Below are 17,485 nucleotides of genomic sequence, written 5' to 3'. Positions count from 1 at the left end.
GGCACATGGACTTCGCATACGACGCCCGCACCGAGGAGTTCCGGCGGCGGCTGCTGCACTTCATGGACGAGCACGTGTACCCGGCCGAGGCGGTGGCGGAGGAGCAGCGGGCCGGCCTGGACGACCCGTGGCGGACGGTGCCGGTGGTGGAGGAGCTCAAGGCGACCGCCCGCAAGCAGGGGCTGTGGAACCTCTTCCTGCCGGACCGCACCTACGGCGCGGGGCTGACCAACCTCCAGTACGCGCCGCTGGCCGAGATCACCGGACGCAGCCCGCAGCTCGCCCCGGTGGCGCTCAACTGCGCGGCCCCGGACACCGGCAACATGGAGGTGCTGACCGAGTTCGGCGACCCGGAGCAGCGCCGTCGGTGGCTGGAGCCGCTGCTGGCCGGCGAGATCCGCTCGGCGTTCGCGATGACGGAGCCCGACGTCGCCTCCTCGGACGCCACCAACATCGAGACGCGGATACGCCGGGAGGGTGACGAGTACGTCCTCTCGGGCCGCAAGTGGTACATCTCCGGGGCCATGCACCCGGAGTGCCGGATCTTCATCGTGATGGGCAAGACGGACCCGGACGCGGAGGACGTCCGGCGCCAGCAGTCCATGGTGCTGGTGCCGCGGGACACACCGGGGGTGGAGATCCGGCGGGCGATGAAGGTCTACGGGTACGAGGACCAGTACCACGGCGGCCATGCCGAGGTGGTCTTCGACGAGGCGCGGGTGCCGGCGGCGAACCTGATCGGCGAGGAGGGCGGGGGGTTCGCCATCGCCCAGGCCCGGCTCGGGCCCGGCCGTATCCACCACTGCATGCGGCTGATCGGGATGGCGGAGCGGGCGATCGAGCTGATGTGCCGGCGCGCGGCCGGGCGGACCGCCTTCGGGAAGCCGCTGGCGGGCCAGGGCGTGGTCCAGCAGTGGATCGCGGACGCGCGGGTGAAGGTGGAGCAGCTCCGGCTGCTGGTGCTGAAGACGGCATGGCTGATGGACACCGTCGGGAACAAGGGCGCGCACACCGAGATCCAGGCGATCAAGATCGAGACGCCGCGGACCGTGGTGGGCATCCTGGACCGGGCGGTGCAACTGCACGGGGCCGGCGGGGTGAGCCAGGACTTCCCGCTGGCGGAGCTGTGGGCGGCGGCCCGCACCCTGCAGCTCGCGGACGGGCCGGACGAGGTGCACCAGCGGTCGCTGGCGCGCCGGGAGCTGAAGCAGTACGCCTGAGCCGCCCGGCGGCACGCCGGAGGGCCCCGCGGCGGGTGACCGCCGCGGGGCCCTCTCCTTGCCGGGGGCTCAGAGCTCGACGACGACCCGGCCCGTGGTGACGCCGTCGAAGACGCGCTGCACGGCCTCCCCCGCGGCGTCCAGCGGCACCCGCTCGCTGACCAGCGGCTTGATCGCGCCCTGCCCGGCGAGCTTGGTCAGCTCCTCGTGGCAGGCGGCGACCGCCTCCGGGTCCCGCTGGTTGTACAGGCCCCAGTGCAGGCCGAGGATCGAGTAGTTCTTGATGAGCGCGTGGTTGAGCCCCGGGGTGGGCACGGCGCCGCTGGCGAAGCCCACCACGACGATCCGGCCCTCGAAGGCGATGCACTTGACGGACTTGGCGTAGGCGTCGCCCCCGACCGGATCGTAGACGACGTCCGCACCGCGGCCGCCGGTCTCCTCCTTGACCGTGGCGACGAGGTCGTCCGTGCGCCGGTCGACGACCACGTCGCAGCCGAGTTCGCGGGCGATGGCCGCCTTGGCCTCACCGCCGACGACGCCGATGACGCGGGCGCCGGCGGCCTTGCCGAGCTGGACCGCGGCGCTGCCCACGCCGCCGGCGGCGGCATGCACCAGCAGGGTCTCGCCGGGCTGCAGGCGGGCCCGCCGGTGCAGCCCGAACCAGCCGGTCTGGTAGCCGATGTGCAGCGCCGCGGCCTCGGCGTCGTCCAGCTCCTCGGGGGCGGGACGGGCCGCCTCGGCGGAGACCACCGCCCGTTCGGCGAAGGCGCCGCCGGGCAGCAGCGGCTGGCCGATGACCCGGGCGCCCTCCTCGGCGCCGGTGCCCTCGCCGCCGGCCAGCACCTCGCCGCACAGCTCCACGCCCGGGGTGAACGGGAGGGGCGGACGGACCTGGTACTCCCCGCGGCAGAGCAGCGCGTCGGGGAAGTTGATGTTCGCGGCGCGGACCCGGACCAGGAGCTCGCCGGGACCCGGCTCCGGTTCGGGGACGTCCTCCAGCCGCATCACGTCACGCGGCTCGCCGTTGTTGTGGACGCGCCATGCCTTCACGGGGGTTGCCTCCGCCCTCTGGGTTCGTCTCGTGCGGTGTCTACGGGCGCAGCGCCCGCAGCAGCAGGCCGGCCAGGTGGTCGGCGACCTGCTGCGGCGCCAGCGGTCCGTCGGGCCGGTACCAGCTTCCGAGGTGGTGGACGGAGCCGAAGTGGTAGTCCACCACGAGATCCGCGGGGGTCTCGTCGCTGAACACCCCGCTGCGCTGTCCCTCCTCGACCAGGGCCCGGAAGCGTTCGTGGTAGCGGCGGCGCTCGGCGCGCACCTGCCGCTGCTTCTCCGGACCGAGCTGGTGCATCGAACGGAAGAAAATCATGGCGTCGTCGAGGTTGTCGATGGTGGTCACCACGACGTCCGCGGCGGCGTCCCGCAGTCGTTGCTCCACGGGTGCGGCGGAGTCCGCGAGCGCGTCCAGCCGCTCCTGCTGGAGCCGGAGCAGCCGCCCGTAGATCTCGTGCAGCAGATCGTCCTTGGAGCCGAAGTAGTGGTAGAGGGCGCCCTTGGTGACGCCTGCGGCCTCGACGATCTCCTGCACCGAGGTGCGGTCGTAGCCCTGCTCCGCGAAGAGGCGGGTGGCGGCGGCGAGCAGCCGCTGCGGGACGGGCTGCTCGTCGGTACGGACGGGCCGGCCGGCGCGGGTGGCGGGGTTCGCGGGGGCGGCCGTCCGGGCGGCGGTGCGGGTTCCGGTGCGGGTTCCGGTGCGGGTGCGGCTCACGAGGTGCTCTCCGTGGCGGTTGCGGGCCCGGTGCCGCCGGGCGCACCGGAGGCGGTGGCCGGGGACGGCGTCCGGGCGAGGGTCTCCTCCAGCTTCTGCTGGAGGTGGTTCATGGAGGCCACCCACTGGTCGGTGCCGGCGGCGCGGGCGGCGTAGAGCTCGCCGGTGCCCGGGTGCGGGAGGACGAGGAAGCGGTTCTCCGCGACGGCGTCCAGCACCGCGTCGGCGACCTGCTCCGGCTCGATCGCGGTGGGGGCGAGCACCAGGTCGCCGGCGGCCCCCGCGGACGTCAGCATGTCGGTGCGGACACCCTGCGGGCACACGGCGTGCACGTCGATGCCGCGGTGCCGGTAGGTCACGGAGAGCCACTCGGCGAAGGCGAGGGCCGCGTGCTTGGTGACGCTGTAGGGCGCGGCGCCGACCATGGTGAGCAGCCCCGCTGCGGAGACGGTGGAGACGAAGCGTCCGCGACCGCGCTCCAGCCACTCGGGGACCAGTTCCTTCGCCGCGCGGACGTGCGCCATCACGTTCACGTCCCAGGCGGTGCCCCACACCTCCTCGGCGGCCTCCGGGCCGCCCTCGTGGGCCACGCCGGCGTTGGCGCAGAACACGTCGATGCCGCCGCCCAGCGCCCGGCGCGCCGGGGCGACCACCGCGGAGGCGTCGCCCGGCACGGCCACCCCGCCCGTCTCCTCGGCCACGGCGGCCGCCTGCCCGGCGTCCAGGTCGTTCACGGCGACCGTCGCCCCGGCGGCCGCGAAGCGCCGGGCGAGCGCCGCCCCGATGCCGCGGCCCGCGCCGGTGACGACGACCCGCGCCCCTGTGAGGTCCTCCACGTCTGCCGTCCCTCCATTCGGTGTCCCGGGCAGACTAACCGGTCGGTATGTCGTTCGAAAAGACTTCGGAGGCCGGGAACGGGGCACACGGGTGCCACGTTGACGCTATACGGGGCCGGTCACCGCCCCGTGGCAAGGCAGACGAGGACTCCCGCGAGGGATCCGCAGCGGCCGCGGATGCGTCACATCCCCGACGCGTCGGGTCCTCTCCGTCGGAGGTGGGATGATTGGCCGGTTTCAGAGCACTCGCCGAACAGGTCCGGGACCCGGACAGAGCACCGTCCCAGCGCCGGCAGGCGCTGCGCAAGTGCCTGGAGCGCTTCGCGCCGTACGGGCACCGGGCCACCTGGTACCACCTGTGCCACCGTGCGGGCATCCAGCCGGAGGACCGTGAGCCGGACCCGGTGCGGCTGGTGGCCGCGCTGGAGGAGCTGGAGGAGGCGCGGGACGTCTGGCTGGCCTACGAGGCGGAGGTCGCCGCGCGGCGCAGACGGGAGAAGCACGACGGCATCCGGCAGCCCACGGCGCTGGACGAGTGGCACCGCCTCACCTGGGGCGGCCGTTCGCTGCTCCCCTGCAAGGACCCGACAGCGCCGCCCGACACGCGGCTGGCCGTGGTGCTGCGGCGGCTGATCGCCGCGATGGAGCGGGCGGCGGAGCCCCGCCCCGCGGAACCGCGCCGGATGGTGGGCACCCCCGGCTGACCTCCGCGCCGGCCACGGCCGCCGGTCCGGGAGACCGGCCGGCCGCGCCTCGTGCCCGGGTACGGTCCGCCGCGCGGGCCGGGCGTTGACAGTGCGGAGGAGCCCCAGCATGCTGAACAAGCGCTTAGTAGGGTTGCCGGGGGCCTCGGGCCCCGCCCTGCGCCGGCGCGCATGACCCATCGTGTTCATCGTGTTGAGAGACCCGGCAGCGCCGGGCGAGGCACCGCGCCCCCGGGCCGGGCGCGGGCGGAGGGAGTCGGTGATGGCGGAGCCCCGTATCTTCACTTCGGCGGAGGAGCTGCGTGCGGCGGTCGGCGAGGAGCTCGGCACCAGCGCGTGGCTGGAGATCGACCAGAAGCGGATCGACCTCTTCGCCGACGCGACCGGCGACCACCAGTGGATCCACGTGGACCCGGAGCGCGCCGCGGAGGGCCCGTTCGGCACCACCATCGCGCACGGCTATCTCACGCTCTCCCTGCTGCCCGTGCTGGTGCCCCAGGTGCTGCGGGTGGAGAACGTGAAGATGGGCCTCAACTACGGCACCGGCAAGGTGCGTTTCCCCTCCCCGGTTCCGGTGGGGTCCCGGGTGCGCGGCCGCGTGGAGCTGGCCGAGGTGACCGAGGCGGGCGGCGGCGTACAGGTCACCGCGAAGGTGACGGTGGAGCGCGAGGGCGGCGACAAGCCGGTGTGCGTGGCGGAGAGCCTCAGCCGCTACTTCTTCTGAGCCCGGCGCCCGCGCCCGGCACCCGGGGCGCGGGCCCTCCCGCGCACCGCCGCGGCCGCCGTCACGGGCCTGTCCCCGAGCGACCGCGGTCGCCGTCGCCGTCCGGGGTGGGCCCCGGACGGGCCCCCACCATGCGCAGCACCAGCCCCGCGTAGAGCGCCCCGATCTCGTCCGGCGTGCGGGGGCCCTCGCTGCGGAACCACCGCGCCACGTCGATGCAGAGTGACAGCACGGCAAGCGCCGTGCCGCGCACGTCCTCGACGGTGAACTCGCCGGCGGCCACCCCGTCGCTCAGCAGGTCCCGCAGGATCTGCTCGGTGCGGCGCCGCATCGCCACGATCTCCGCGTAGTGCTCCTCGTCGAGCGCGGCGAGCTCGTACTGCACCACCCGGGCGGTCAGATGGTGCTCGGCGTGCCAGCGCACGAAGGCGCGGACGGCGGTGTCGAGCCGCTCCGCGGCGCCGGGTCCGCTCGCCGCCGCCGCGCTGAGGATCCGCACGGACCGCTCGTGCCCCACCCGGCTGATCTGGTAGAGGAGCTCCTCCTTGGTGCGGTAGTGGATGTAGAGCGCGGCCGGGCTCATGCCCGCGCGGCCCGCGATGTCCCGGGTGGTCGTGGCGTGGAAGCCGCGCTCGGCGAACGCCTCGACCGCGCCCAGCAGCAGCCGCCGGGCGGCGTCCGGGCTCACTGCGGCGAAGGACTCGTCCAGGGACTCCTCCGCCGCCTCCTCCACCGTCTCTGCCATCTCGTCCGCTCCGCCTCGCTCGCTTTCGGGCACACGCTCCGCCGGGCGAACCACCATACAACGCCGGAATGAGCAGGCGCTTAGCTCATCCCGGGGTCCGGAGGGCCGCCGGACGGCGGGCCGGGCGGCGGGGTCCGCGGCGAGCCGTGCGGCGCGGTGCGGCGGGCTCCCGCGGCGGTGCGGATCAGAACGCGGCGACGCCGGTGTGCGCACGCCCGATGAGCAGCTTGTGGATCTGGCTGGTGCCCTCGTACAGCGTCATCACCCGGGCGTCCCGGAGCAGCTTCCCGGCCGGGAACTCGTCGATGTAACCGTAGCCGCCGAAGACCTGCAGCGCGTTGTTGGCCGAGCGCACGGCGGCCTCGGCGGCGTAGAGCTTGGCCACGGACGCCTCGGTGCCGAAGGGCAGGCCGCGCTCGATGTGGTCGGCGACGCGCCAGGTGAGCAGGCGCGCCGCGGCCACGTCCACGGCGATGTCGGAGATCAGTTCCTGGACGAGCTGGTGCCCGGCGATCGGTTTGCCGAACTGCTCGCGTTCCCCGGCATAGCCCACCGCCGCGTCCAGGCAGGCCTGGGCGATGCCCACGCAGCCGGCGGCGACCGACATCCGCCCCTTGGCGAGCGCGGACATGGCGACCCTGAAGCCCTTGCCCTCCGGCGCCATCAGGGCGGAGCCGGGGACCCGTACGTCCTCCAGGGTGAGCTCTGCGGTGGGCTGGCCGCGCAGCCCGAGCTTGCCGTGGATCTCCCGCCGGGTCAGCCCGGGCGTGTCCGTGGGCACCAGGAAGGCGCTGATGCCGCGGTGCCCCTCCTCGGAACCGCTGCGGGCGAAGAGCAGCACCACGTCCGCCCAGGTGCCGTTGGTGATGAAGGTCTTGGCGCCGTCGAGCACCCAGTCGTCGCCGTCCCGCCGGGCGCGGGTGGTGAGACGGGCGGCGTCGGAGCCGGTGCCGGGCTCGGTGAGCCCGAAGCAGCCGATCGCCTCGCCGGAGCAGAGCGGGGGCAGCCAGCGGCGCTTCTGCTCCTCGCTCCCCCAGGCCGCGACCGACTTGGCGACCAGGCCGAGGGAGACCGAGAGCACGCCGCGCACCGCGGAGTCGCCCCGCCCGAGCTCCTCGGTGACCAGGACGTACGACAGGTGGTCGCCCCCGGAGCCGCCGTACTCCTCGGGAACGGTCAGCCCGAGGAAGCCGAGCGAGCCCAGCTTGCGCACCACCTCGCGGTCGATGCGCTCGGCCCGGTCCCACTCCGCGGCGTACGGGGCGATCTCGCGGTCGGTGAAGTCCCGGGCGAGGTCGCGCACGGCGGCCTGTTCGGGGGTGAGTTCCAGGTCCACGCCCACTCCTCGGTGTTCATTCAAACTAACGCCGCTAGTTTTCGGTGCGCTCTACTATGTGCGCCATGGCCCGCCCACGCAAGCCCCTGCTCAGCCGCGAGCGCATCGTGCGGTGCGCGCTCGCGCTCGTGGACTCCGAGGGGCTCCAGGCCGTCTCCACCCGCCGCCTGGCGGCCGAGCTGGGCGTGAGCGGCCCCTCGCTCTACAACCACTTCCGCACCAAGGACGAGATCCTGGACGCGGTGGCGGACGAGGTGTGCGCCCATGTCGAGGTGTCGATGTTCGAGGACGGGACCGGCTGGCGGGACGCGCTGCTGGCCTGGGCCCGCTCGTACCGCGCGGCGCTCACCGCGCACCCGAACATCGTGCCGTTCCTGGCCCAGGGCCCGGGGCGGCGCCCGAGCCAGCTCCGCATGGCCGACGCGGTCTTCGGGGGGATGGTGGCGGCGGGCTGGTCACGGGCGCAGGCCACCCATATCGGGGCGCTGATGCGGTACTTCGTGGCGGGCTCGGCCCTGGGCTCGTTCGCCCGCGGCTTCGTGGACGACGCGGCGCTCTACGCCCGGGACTACCCGCACCTGGACCAGGCGCACCTGCTGGCCGAGCACCAGCAGCGGGTGGACGAGGGCGCCTTCGAGACCGGGCTGCGCGCCCTGGTCGACGGGCTCTCGCTGCAGTTCGGGCAGCAGCAGAGCTGAGCGGCTCCCGGGGCCCCGGGAACGCGAGCCCGGTGTGCGGCGCCGCGGCCCGCGCCCGCGGCGCCGTACGCCGGGGCCCCGGGGCCTCCGTTCAACGGCCTCCGGTCCCCGGCTCGCCGCACACGCCCGGCTCCCGCGCCCGGCACGCGGCCTCGGGGCACGCGGGGCGTGGCCTCCGGGGCACGAGCTTCCGGGGCGACGCTTCGGCACGCCCGCGTCCCGCGGACCCGGAGGGCGGAGCCCGGGTCCTGGAGCCGGGGGGCGCTACGCCCCGGTACCCGGAGCCGGAGCGTCGCCGTCCCCGCCGAACACCACCAGGGAGCGCCCGCCGCGCCCGGCGACCATGGCCTCGAAGGCCGCCGGGATCTCCTCCAGGGTGATCCGCCCGGTCACCAGCGCGCCCAGGTCGAGCCGCCCCTCCCGGACATGCCCGGCGAGCAGGGGCAGGTCCCGTGCCGGGTCGCAGTCGCCGTACACGCAGCCGGTCAGGGTGCGGGCGAAGTGGAAGACCTCCAGGGCGGAGAGCGAGAACCGGTCGTCCTTCCGGCCGATGCCCACCACGGTCGTCCGGCCGCCGCGCCGCGTGGACCCCCAGGCCGTGCGGATCACCGCGGCCCGCCCCGCACACTCGATCGCCACGTCGGCGCCGTGTCCGCCGGTGAGCGCGCGGATCTCCCTGGCCGTGGTCTCCGAGGCGACCAGATAGTCGGTGGCACCGGCCGCGCGGGCCAGCTCCTCCTTCTCCGGCGTGACGTCCACCGCGACGATCCGGCCGGCCCCGGCGATCCGTGCCGCCTGGAGCGTGGCCAGGCCGACGCCGCCGACTCCGAAGACGGCCACCGCCTCGCCGGAGCGCACCCGCGCGCTGTGGTGCACGGCTCCGTAGCCGGTCAGCGCGGCGCAGCCGAGCAGCGCCGCGTCCGTCAGCGGCACGCCCCCGGGCAGCGGCAGCACGGCGTGCGCCGGCACCACCGTCTCCTCGGCGAAGGCGGCGACGCCCAGCCCCGGGTACAGCTCCCCGCCCGCGGTGGTACGGGCGTACGGGACGGCGGCGCCCGCACCGGCGTTCTCGCACAGCCAGGGCTCGCCGAGAGCGGCGCAGAAGTGGCACCGGCCGCAGGAGGGCGCCCAGTTGAGCACCACGCGGTCGCCGGGTGCGAAGCCCGTCACGTCCGGGCCGGCGGACACCACCGTGCCCGCGCCCTCGTGGCCGAGCACCGCGGGCACCGGCTGGCGGAGGGTGCCGTCGGAGAGCGAGAGGTCGGAGTGGCAGACACCGGCGGCGGCGAGGCGGACCCGTACCTGCCCGGCGGCGGGCTCGGGCAGGTCGATCTCCGTCACCTCGAGCGGGGCTCCGACGGCGGGCAGGACAGCGGCGCGGACCATGTGCGGCGGGCTCCTCAGAACTGCAGGGACTTGGTCTGGAGGTACTCGGTGAGGCCGTGCGGGCCGAGTTCGCGGCCGACGCCGGAGCGCTTGTAGCCGCCGAACGGCGCCAGCGGGTTGAAGCGGCCGCCGTTGATGTCGACCTGGCCGGTCTCCATCCGGCGGGCGAAGGCGACGGCCTCCCCCTCGTCGCCCGCCCACACGGCGCCGGAGAGGCCGTAGTCGGTGCCGTTGGCGATGCGCAGCGCGTCCTCGGTGTCCTCGTACCGCAGGATGCTCAGCACCGGCCCGAAGATCTCCTCCTGGGCGAGGGTCATCTCCGGGGTGACGTCCGCGAAGACCGTGGGCCGCACCCACGAGCCCTGCTCGAACCCCTCGGGCGGCTCGGTGCCGCCGGTGACCAGCCGGGCGCCCTCCCGCTGCCCCTCCGCGATGTAGCCGGTGACCCGCTCCCGCTGGGCGGCGCTGACGACGGGCCCGAGGCGGGTGGCGTCGTCCAGGGGGTCGCCGGGCGCGTACCTGGCGGTGGCGGCGGCGGCCCGCTCGACGGCCTCCTCGTAGTCCCCGGCGTGCACCAGCATCCGGGTCCAGGCGCTGCACGTCTGGCCGGAGTTGGCCATCACGTTGGCCACGCCGGCCTTCACCGCGCGGGCGAGGTCGGCGCCGGGGAGCACGACGTTCGCCGACTTGCCGCCCAGTTCCAGCGCGACCCGCTTGACCGCGCCGCCGGCCAGTGCGCCGATGCGGCGGCCGACCGCGGTTGAGCCGGTGAAGGAGACCAGGTCCACGCCCTCGTGCTCGGCGAGGGCCTGCCCGGCGACCGGGCCGAGCCCGGTGACGAGGTTGACCACGCCGGCCGGCAGGCCGGCCTCGTGCACCGCCTCGGCGAAGAGCCGGGCGACCAGCGGGGTGTTCTCGGCGGGCTTGAGGACCACGGTGCAGCCCGCGGCCAGCGCGGGGGCGACCTTGGCGACGATCTGGTGCAGGGGGTAGTTCCACGGCGTGATGGCGCCCACCACGCCGACCGGCTCGTGCAGCACCCGGGAGGTGCCGAGGCGTTCCTCGAAGGGGTGCTCGGCGGCCAGGTCGATGTAGCTGCCGGCCACCGCGACCGGCACCGCGGCGTGTACCGCCCGGGAGAAGGAGACCGGGGAGCCCAGCTCGGTGGTGACGGTGCGGGCGATCTCCTCCTGGCGGGCGACCAGGACGTCACGCAGAGCGCCGAGCCGGGCCGCCCGCTCCACCGGAGGGGTCGCGGCCCAGCCGGGGAACGCGGCCCGCGCGGCGCGCACCGCGGCGTCCACGTCCTCCGGGCCCCCGGCGGGCACGCTGCCGGCGACGGTGCCGTCCGCGGGGTTGAGCACGTCGATGCGGTCGTCGCCCGCAGCGGGCCGCCATGCTCCGTCGATGTACATACCCTCGTGTGCCTGCATGGGTCCAAACTATCGGCGCTAGTTTCTGGTGTCAGCAGGCCGCGGAGTGCGCTGGGTCACTCCACGGCCTCTGCGGCGGCGACCTGGGACGCCCCGGCCGTCCGCCCGGAGGCGGCGCGTGCCGGCGTCACCCGGACCGGGAAGCCGTTCAGCACCGCGGTGCCGGAGAGCGGGTCGTACCGGGAGCCGTCCAGGAGCTGGTTGACGTTCACCCCCGGGTCCTCGGCCGCCACCCGCGTCCGGGTGCCGGGCCGGTGGTGCCCCCAGCCGTGCGGCAGGCTGACCACCCCGGTGCGCAGCGCGTCCGTCACCTCCACCGGGACCTCCAGCGTGCCGCCGTCCCCCGCGACCCGCGCCGGCTCGCCGTCGGCGAGCCCCGCGCGGGCGGCGTCCTCCGGGTGCATCTGGAGCGTGCAGCGGTTGGTGCCGCCACGCAGCGCCGGGACGTTGTGCATCCAGCTGTTGTTGGACCGCAGGTGCCGCCGCCCGACGAGCAGCAGCTCGTCCTCCCGGGTGCGGGAGGCCAGTGCCGCGCCCAGCCGCCGCGCCTCGGCGGCGAGCGGCTCGGGGCAGAGCTCGACGGTTCCGGAGCGGGTGCGCAGCACCTCCGGCAGCCGTGGGCGCAGCGGGCCCAGGTCGATGCCGTGCGGGTGCGCCAGCAGCCGCTCCAGGGTGAGCCCGCCGGGGTCGGCGCCGAAGCCGTCGCCGTACGGGCCGAGGCGCAGCATCATGTCCAAGCGCCGCTCGGGGCCGTTCTCGCCGGTGAGCAGGGCGGCGAGCTCGCCGGGGTCCCGGCCGTGCACGGCCGAGTGCGGATCGGCGACGGCCCGGGAGAGGGTGTGGTCGACGACGAGGGCGTCGACGCTCGCCGGGTCCCTCTCGGGCGTACCGCCGGCGCAGAGCACCAGCCGGGCCAGCAGGGCGCACTCCGACGGGCGGTCCGCCTCGGGCGGGACGGCGGGGCGGGTGTAGCGCACCTGGTTGCGCACGGCCAGGGCGTTGAAGGCGAAGTCGAAGTGCGCGGCCTGCCCGGGCGGGGGCGGCGGCAGGACCACATGGGCGTGCCGCGAGGTCTCGTTCAGGTACGGATCGACGCTGACCATGAAGTCGAGCGTGGCCAGGGCCTCCTCCAGCGCGGCGCCGTCGGGCGCGGAGAGCACGGGGTTCCCGGCGAGCACCAGCAGGGCCCGGATGCGGCCGGTGCCGGGGGTGCGGATCTCCTCGGTGAGCACCGCGGTGGGCAGCTCCGACTTGGCCTCGGGGCGGCCGCTCACCCGGCTGTGCCAGCGGCCCAGCGTGAAACCCTTGCCGGGGGCCGGCGGGCGCGGCGCGGGACCGGTGGCGGAGAGCGGGAACATGGCCCCGCCCGGGCGGTCCAGGTTGCCGGTCAGGGCGTTGACGACGTCCACCAGCCAGCTGGTGAGGGTCCCGAACTCGACGGTGGAGGAGCCGATGCGCCCGTAGACCGCGGCCCGGTCGGCGGCGGCGAGTTCCCGGGCGAGGGTGCGGATCTCGCCGGCCGCCAGGTCGCAGGCGTCCGCCACGGCCTCCGGCGGGAAGCCGGCGGCCAGTTCGCGGACCCGCTCGGTGCCGGTGAGGTGCGGCCCGGCGGCGCCCGGGTCGGTCAGCTCCTCGGCGAAGAGCACGTGCACCACGGACATCAGCAGCAGGGCGTCGGTGCCGGGCCGGATGGCCAGATGACGGTCGGCGAGCCGGGCGGTGCGGGTGCGGCGGGGGTCGACCACGGTGAGCCGGCCGCCGCGGCGGCGCAGCGCCTTCAGGCGCCCGGGGAAGTCGGGTGCGGTGGCCAGGCTGCCGTTCGAGTCGACCGGGTTGGCGCCGAGGACCAGCAGGTGGTCGGTGCGGTCCAGGTCCGGCACCGGGATCGCCAGCGGGTCGCCGAAGAGCAGCCCGCTGGAGACGTGCTTGGGCATCTGGTCCAGGGTGCTCGCGGAGAAGACGTTGCGGGTTCGCAGCGCCCGCAGCAGCACCGGCGGATAGAGGGCCCCGGCCATGCTGTGCACGTTCGGGTTGCCGAGGTAGACGGCGGTGGCGTCCGGGTCGCCGTCCCGGCGTACGGCGGCCAGGCCCTCGGCGACCGCCGCGAACGCCTCCTCCCAGGTGGCCTCGGTGAGCCGGCCGTCCCGGCGGACCAGCGGCCGGGTCAGCCGGTCCGGGTCCGCGTCCAGGGCGCCCAGCGCGGCGCCCTTCGGGCAGAGGAACCCGCGGCTGAAGACATCCTCGCGGTCCCCGCGCGCCGCGGTGATCCGGCCGTCCCCGACCGTCACGGTCAGGCCGCAGGTCGCCTCGCAGAGCGGGCAGATCCGCAGCGCGCTGGTGGTGTCCGTCATCGGTCCCCCTCGTGGACGCGGCTGACACTGAGTGCCGCCGACTGTAGACCCCAGGGGGTCCGGCAGGGCCCTCCGGCGGCGAAAGTGAGACGCGTTACGCCGGCCGGCACCCCCGGAGGCCCGCGGACCCGCCGCCGCGCACGAACGTTGACGCGCCCCCCTGTGATTCCTATGGTCTTCCATAGGAATCCTTGACGGCGGGAGCATCGCGATGAGCAGCACCGAGCAGGCGCGCAAGACGGCGGAGTCACTGGAGTACCTCTCCGGCTTCGGGAACGAGCACAGCAGCGAGGCCGTGCCGGGCGCGCTGCCCGTCGGGCGGAACTCGCCGCAGCGCGCCCCGCTGGGCCTCTACGCGGAGCAGCTCAGCGGCACCGCGTTCACCGAGCCGCGGGCGCGGAACCGGCGCTCCTGGCTCTACCGCATCCGTCCCTCCGCCGCGCACCCGCGCTTCGTCCGCACGGACCACGGTGCGCTGCGCACCGCTCCCTTCACCGAGGCCGTGCCGGACCCGAACCGGCTGCGCTGGGACCCGCTGCCCGCGCCGCCCGCCGGTACCGACTTCCTCGCCGGGCTGTGGACGCTGGGCGGCAACGGCGACGTCACCCAGCGGGCCGGCATGGCGATCCACCTGTACTCCGCGAACACCTCCATGACGGACCGGGTGTTCAGCGACGCCGACGGCGAGCTGCTGCTGGTGCCGCAGCACGGCGGGCTGCTGCTGCGCACCGAGTTCGGCCTGCTCCGGGCCGCGCCGGGCGAGGTGGCACTGATTCCGCGCGGGGTGCGGTTCCGCGTCGAGCTGCTGGACGACGAGGCCCGCGGCTACGTCTGCGAGAACTACGGCCAGCCCTTCGCCCTCCCGGACCTCGGCCCGATCGGCGCCAACGGTCTGGCCAACCCGCGGGACTTCCTGGCCCCGGTCGCCGCCTACGAGGACGAGGACCGCCCCACCGAGGTGGTGAACAAGTTCTGCGGCAACCTGTGGCGGGCCGTCTACGACCACTCCCCGCTGGACGTCGTCGCCTGGCACGGCAACCACCTGCCGTACGTCTACGACCTGCACCGCTTCAACGTCCTCGGCACCATCAGCTACGACCACCCGGACCCCTCCCTGTTCACCGTGCTCACCTCGCCCTCGGACACCCCCGGGCTGGCCGGCGTGGACTTCGTGGTCTTCGCGCCACGCTGGCTGGTCGGCGAGGACACCTTCCGGCCGCCCTACTTCCACCGGAACGTGATGAGCGAGTACATGGGCCTGATCGAGGGCGCCTACGACGCCAAGACGGCCGGTCCGGGCGGTTTCGTGCCGGGCGGCGGTTCGCTGCACAACATGATGTCCGCGCACGGCCCCGACCGGGAGACCTTCGACCGGGCCAGTGCGGCCGAGCTGGTCCCGCAGAAGGTGGACGACGGCCTGGCCTTCATGTTCGAGACCCGCTGGCCGGTGACGGCCACCCCGCAGGCACGGGAGACCGGCCGTCTTCAGCGGGGGTACGACGAGGTGTGGCAGGGTCTGCAGCGGCACTTCCGCCCGTAGCGGGCCGCCACTCCGCCTCCTCCCCTGCACCGAAGGGAGCCGCCGTGACTGAATTCGCTCCCGACTCGCTGGAGCTGAACCGGAAGCTTCCCCTCTGGTACCAGGTCTCGCAGTCGCTCCGCGCCTCGATACTGGGGCGCGCGCCCGAGGCGCCGCTACGCCTGCCGACCGAGGACCGGCTGGCGCGGCACTACGGCGTGAGCGTCCTCACCATGCGACAGGCGCTCAAGGAGCTGGAGGCGGAGGGCCTGATCAGCCGGCACCGGCGGCGCGGCACCTTCATCGAGCCGGACGCGCGGCGCGCGCGGACGGTGCGGCTGCTGGGCTCCGTGGACACCATCGTCGCCCAGCAGTCCGGCGAGGAGACCACGCTGCTGGCGCACGGCCCGCAGCCGGTGCCCGCCGCCCACGCCGGGCACTTCCCGGGGATGACGGAGGCGATGGGATACCGCCGGCTGCGCCGCGACCGGGAGAGCGGCGAGCCGGTGAACTGGGCGGAGAACCTCATCCACCCCGAGGTGGCCCGGCACATCGACCCCGCCGACCTGGTCCGCGGCTGGCCGATGACGAAGGTGCTGCGGGACGCCGTGGGCGTGCGGATCAGCCGGATCACCGACACCGTCGAGGCCCGGCTCGCCGACCCGGAGACCGCGAAGCTGCTCGACGTGCCGCTGCTCAGCCCGATCCTCCACTACACGGGCGTGACCTACGACCACGCCGGGCGGGTGGTGGACGTCGTCCGCATCCACTACCGCGGCGACCGCTTCTCCTTCTCGGTCACGGTGGAGGCGGGCGCTGGGGACGGGGTCTGAAGTGAGAAGCCGCGGGCCGCAGGTGGGGGGCCGCGGGCCGCGGGTGGGGCCACAGGCGCGGGCCGGACGCCTGGGGGCCGTGCCGGGCCGTACGGCGCCGGGCCGCGTGCACGCGGCGCCGTACGGAGGCGGGCGGGGAGCCGCGCCGGGCCGCTCGGCGCCCCGGCCGGGCGGAGCGGCTAGTCGCGCCCGCCGAACAGCGAGCGCCGCAGCCGGCGCAGCGGCGCGAAGAGCGAGACGCGCGCGCCCCGGTTCCTCTGGTCGCTCCGCGCGGCGTCCCGGGTCGTTATCTCCCGCATCAGGGTGGTGGCCTCCTCGGTCTCCCCCGGGGGGACGGCCGGTCCCGCGAGCACCGCGAGGTGGCGGTCCAGACGCGAACTCGTCGCGCCCGTCCCGCAGGTGATCGCGGGCACGCGCGCCCTGCTGCGCACTGTTATCTGCTCCATGTCTCTCCCCACCCGTACGAGGGCACCCGGCCCGGGCAGGGTAACCCTATCTCCCGCATCCGACAGTCCGGTATCCCGGTCACCTGATTCACCTTCCCCGTACGGCTGTTGACGAACACGGGCGAACACCGGTGCACACGGTGTGCCCCTGCGCGCCCCCGGTGCGCCGCCGGAAAACCCGCATGCGTCCGGGGCCCGCATGCCGGATCATGGGCGGCATGCCTGCCCACCGTTCCCGCGACGAGAGGACCGCCCTGACCGCCGCCACACCCACCGGCCCGCCGCCCGCCGCGGCTCCGTCCGCCGCAACCCCGGCCACCGGCGAGGCACCGCCGGCCCCGGCCGCCCCGGACGTCCCGCCGACTCCGGCCGAGCGCTCCGTGCCCCTGCGGATGACCGTGGACGACAGCGACGCGCCGTCCGACGTGATCGACGCGCTCTTCCTCGGCCGCTTCACCACCGGGGAACAGCCCTACGCCCGCAGCCACTCCGTGGGCCGGGTCCGCAAGGGCCGTACGCTGCTGCCGTCCGGGGCCACCGTGCTCCGCGAGGCCCGCGGCGACGGACGCAGCTCGGTGCTCGCCGAGGGCTCCGGCTGGACGGCGCTGGTCAACCGCTGGAGTCAGGGCGCGGAGGTCACGGTCACCGCCGTCAGCGGCGAACTCGCCGAAGCCCGTCTGCGGGAGGCGGTCGAGGACGCCGAGGACGAGCCGGAGCCGCAACCGGACACCGTCCCCATGGGCTTCTGGTACCACTCGCCGCGCCGCGGCCCGTACCGCACCACGCGGACCATCACCGCGGGCTCCTGGGGGGAGGTCCGCCGGAACTACTCGGCCCCGGTGGCCGGCGAGCTGGACGGGCTGATGAAGGTCTCCCCGGACGACGTCGCCGGGCGGCTCCTGCTGCTCCACGGCCCCCCGGGCACCGGGAAGACCTCCCTGCTGCGCACGCTCGCCCGCTCCTGGAGCGACTGGTGCCAGGTGGACTGCGTGCTGGACCCGGAGCGGCTCTTCAACGACATCGGGTACCTGATGGACATCGCCATCGGTGCCGAGGACGGCGACGGCGGCGCGGACCGCTGGCGGCTGCTGCTGCTCGAGGACTGCGACGAGCTGATCCGCGGCGAGGCCAAGCACGCGGCCGGCCAGGCCCTCTCCCGGCTGCTGAACCTCACCGACGGGCTGCTCGGGCAGGGCCGGAACGTCCTGGTGGGCGTGACCACCAACGAGGACCTGGAGCGGCTGCACCCGGCCGTGGTGCGCCCGGGCCGCTGCCTGGCCCGGATCGAGGTCGGTCCGCTGACCCGCCCGGAGGCCGCGGCCTGGCTGGGCACCGGGGAGGGGCTGGGCCGGGACGGCGCCACCCTGGCCGAGCTGTACGCGCTCCGGCGCGGCACCACGCCCGCCGGTCTCCCCGGACGGCCGGCCCCGGACGGGCCGGGGCTGTACCTCTGACCGCCGCCCCGTGGCGGTGCCCGGCTCGGCGGCAC

Annotated in this window: 16 protein-coding genes; 7 read left to right on the top strand and 9 right to left on the bottom strand. The window is 75.0% G+C overall.

Annotation, left to right across the window (positions count from 1 at the left end):
* Positions 1-5: 5 nt before the first annotated feature.
* Positions 6-1,220, top strand: coding sequence for an acyl-CoA dehydrogenase family protein (locus tag HOY81_RS05345; protein ID WP_237318695.1), 1,215 nt, complete (start codon positions 6-8; stop codon positions 1,218-1,220).
* Positions 1,221-1,289: 69 nt separating this feature from the next.
* Here HOY81_RS05345 and HOY81_RS05340 read toward each other — a convergent pair whose 3' ends face one another.
* The 3 genes from HOY81_RS05340 to HOY81_RS05330 all read right to left on the bottom strand — a co-directional run bounded on the left by HOY81_RS05340 (position 1,290) and on the right by HOY81_RS05330 (position 3,821).
* Positions 1,290-2,270 (bottom strand): NADPH:quinone oxidoreductase family protein, encoded by a 981-nt coding sequence (locus HOY81_RS05340; RefSeq protein WP_237318693.1) that lies wholly within the window; start codon positions 2,268-2,270, stop codon positions 1,290-1,292.
* 40 nt (positions 2,271-2,310) lie between these two features.
* Entirely contained in the window at positions 2,311-2,859 is a 549-nt protein-coding gene (locus HOY81_RS05335) for a TetR/AcrR family transcriptional regulator (RefSeq protein WP_237318778.1), read from the bottom strand.
* A gap of 122 nt (positions 2,860-2,981) precedes the next feature.
* Positions 2,982-3,821: an SDR family oxidoreductase gene (locus tag HOY81_RS05330; RefSeq protein WP_237318691.1), complete on the bottom strand. Its 840-nt coding sequence runs from the start codon at positions 3,819-3,821 to the stop codon at positions 2,982-2,984.
* A 227-nt stretch (positions 3,822-4,048) separates the two neighbouring features.
* Between HOY81_RS05330 and HOY81_RS05325 the strand changes: the two genes are divergently transcribed.
* Together HOY81_RS05325 and HOY81_RS05320 are read left to right on the top strand one after the other, a co-directional pair.
* Positions 4,049-4,525: a hypothetical protein gene (locus tag HOY81_RS05325; RefSeq protein WP_237318688.1), complete on the top strand. Its 477-nt coding sequence runs from the start codon at positions 4,049-4,051 to the stop codon at positions 4,523-4,525.
* Between the two features lie 262 nt (positions 4,526-4,787).
* A complete protein-coding gene (locus tag HOY81_RS05320) occupies positions 4,788-5,249 on the top strand; it encodes a MaoC family dehydratase (protein ID WP_237318686.1) in 462 nt (153 codons plus the stop codon).
* A gap of 61 nt (positions 5,250-5,310) precedes the next feature.
* Here HOY81_RS05320 and HOY81_RS05315 read toward each other — a convergent pair whose 3' ends face one another.
* Together HOY81_RS05315 and HOY81_RS05310 are read right to left on the bottom strand one after the other, a co-directional pair.
* Positions 5,311-5,994: a TetR/AcrR family transcriptional regulator gene (locus HOY81_RS05315; protein ID WP_237318684.1), complete on the bottom strand. Its 684-nt coding sequence runs from the start codon at positions 5,992-5,994 to the stop codon at positions 5,311-5,313.
* A gap of 184 nt (positions 5,995-6,178) precedes the next feature.
* Positions 6,179-7,330, bottom strand: coding sequence for an acyl-CoA dehydrogenase family protein (locus HOY81_RS05310; protein ID WP_237318681.1), 1,152 nt, complete (start codon positions 7,328-7,330; stop codon positions 6,179-6,181).
* Between the two features lie 65 nt (positions 7,331-7,395).
* On the opposite strand from HOY81_RS05310, the gene HOY81_RS05305 reads away from it, so the two are divergent.
* Entirely contained in the window at positions 7,396-8,028 is a 633-nt protein-coding gene (locus HOY81_RS05305) for a TetR/AcrR family transcriptional regulator (protein WP_237318679.1), read from the top strand.
* Positions 8,029-8,292: 264 nt separating this feature from the next.
* Here the strand turns inward: HOY81_RS05305 and HOY81_RS05300 are convergent, their stop codons facing one another.
* From HOY81_RS05300 to HOY81_RS05290, 3 genes are read right to left on the bottom strand one after another with little or no spacing between them, the layout of a single operon-like run.
* Positions 8,293-9,414 (bottom strand): zinc-binding dehydrogenase, encoded by a 1,122-nt coding sequence (locus HOY81_RS05300; protein WP_237318676.1) that lies wholly within the window; start codon positions 9,412-9,414, stop codon positions 8,293-8,295.
* A 14-nt stretch (positions 9,415-9,428) separates the two neighbouring features.
* Positions 9,429-10,847, bottom strand: coding sequence for an aldehyde dehydrogenase family protein (locus HOY81_RS05295; RefSeq protein WP_237318675.1), 1,419 nt, complete (start codon positions 10,845-10,847; stop codon positions 9,429-9,431).
* A gap of 56 nt (positions 10,848-10,903) precedes the next feature.
* Complete coding sequence (locus tag HOY81_RS05290) at positions 10,904-13,198, bottom strand: molybdopterin oxidoreductase family protein (RefSeq protein WP_237318672.1); 2,295 nt, start codon at positions 13,196-13,198, stop codon at positions 10,904-10,906.
* A gap of 211 nt (positions 13,199-13,409) precedes the next feature.
* Between HOY81_RS05290 and hmgA the strand changes: the two genes are divergently transcribed.
* Entirely contained in the window at positions 13,410-14,738 is a 1,329-nt protein-coding gene (hmgA, locus tag HOY81_RS05285; RefSeq protein ID WP_237318670.1) for a homogentisate 1,2-dioxygenase, read from the top strand.
* Positions 14,739-14,782: 44 nt separating this feature from the next.
* Positions 14,783-15,550, top strand: a complete 768-nt coding sequence (locus HOY81_RS05280) for a GntR family transcriptional regulator (protein WP_237318668.1) — start codon at positions 14,783-14,785, stop codon at positions 15,548-15,550.
* 179 nt (positions 15,551-15,729) lie between these two features.
* On the opposite strand, the gene HOY81_RS05275 is transcribed toward HOY81_RS05280, so the two are convergent.
* Positions 15,730-15,996 carry a hypothetical protein gene (locus tag HOY81_RS05275; RefSeq protein ID WP_237318666.1) on the bottom strand — a complete coding sequence of 89 codons (267 nt, stop codon included), beginning with the start codon at positions 15,994-15,996 and terminating at the stop codon, positions 15,730-15,732.
* Positions 15,997-16,214: 218 nt separating this feature from the next.
* Between HOY81_RS05275 and HOY81_RS05270 the strand changes: the two genes are divergently transcribed.
* The gene (locus HOY81_RS05270) at positions 16,215-17,450 is read left to right on the top strand and encodes a DUF5925 domain-containing protein (protein ID WP_272892383.1); all 1,236 of its coding nucleotides are present in this window, start codon (positions 16,215-16,217) and stop codon (positions 17,448-17,450) included.
* Positions 17,451-17,485: the final 35 nt, after the last annotated feature.

It is taken from the genome of Streptomyces sp. JJ36, assembly GCF_021696945.1.
GTDB lineage: Bacteria > Actinomycetota > Actinomycetes > Streptomycetales > Streptomycetaceae > Streptomyces.
This window is presented reverse-complemented; position numbering and strand designations above follow the sequence as displayed.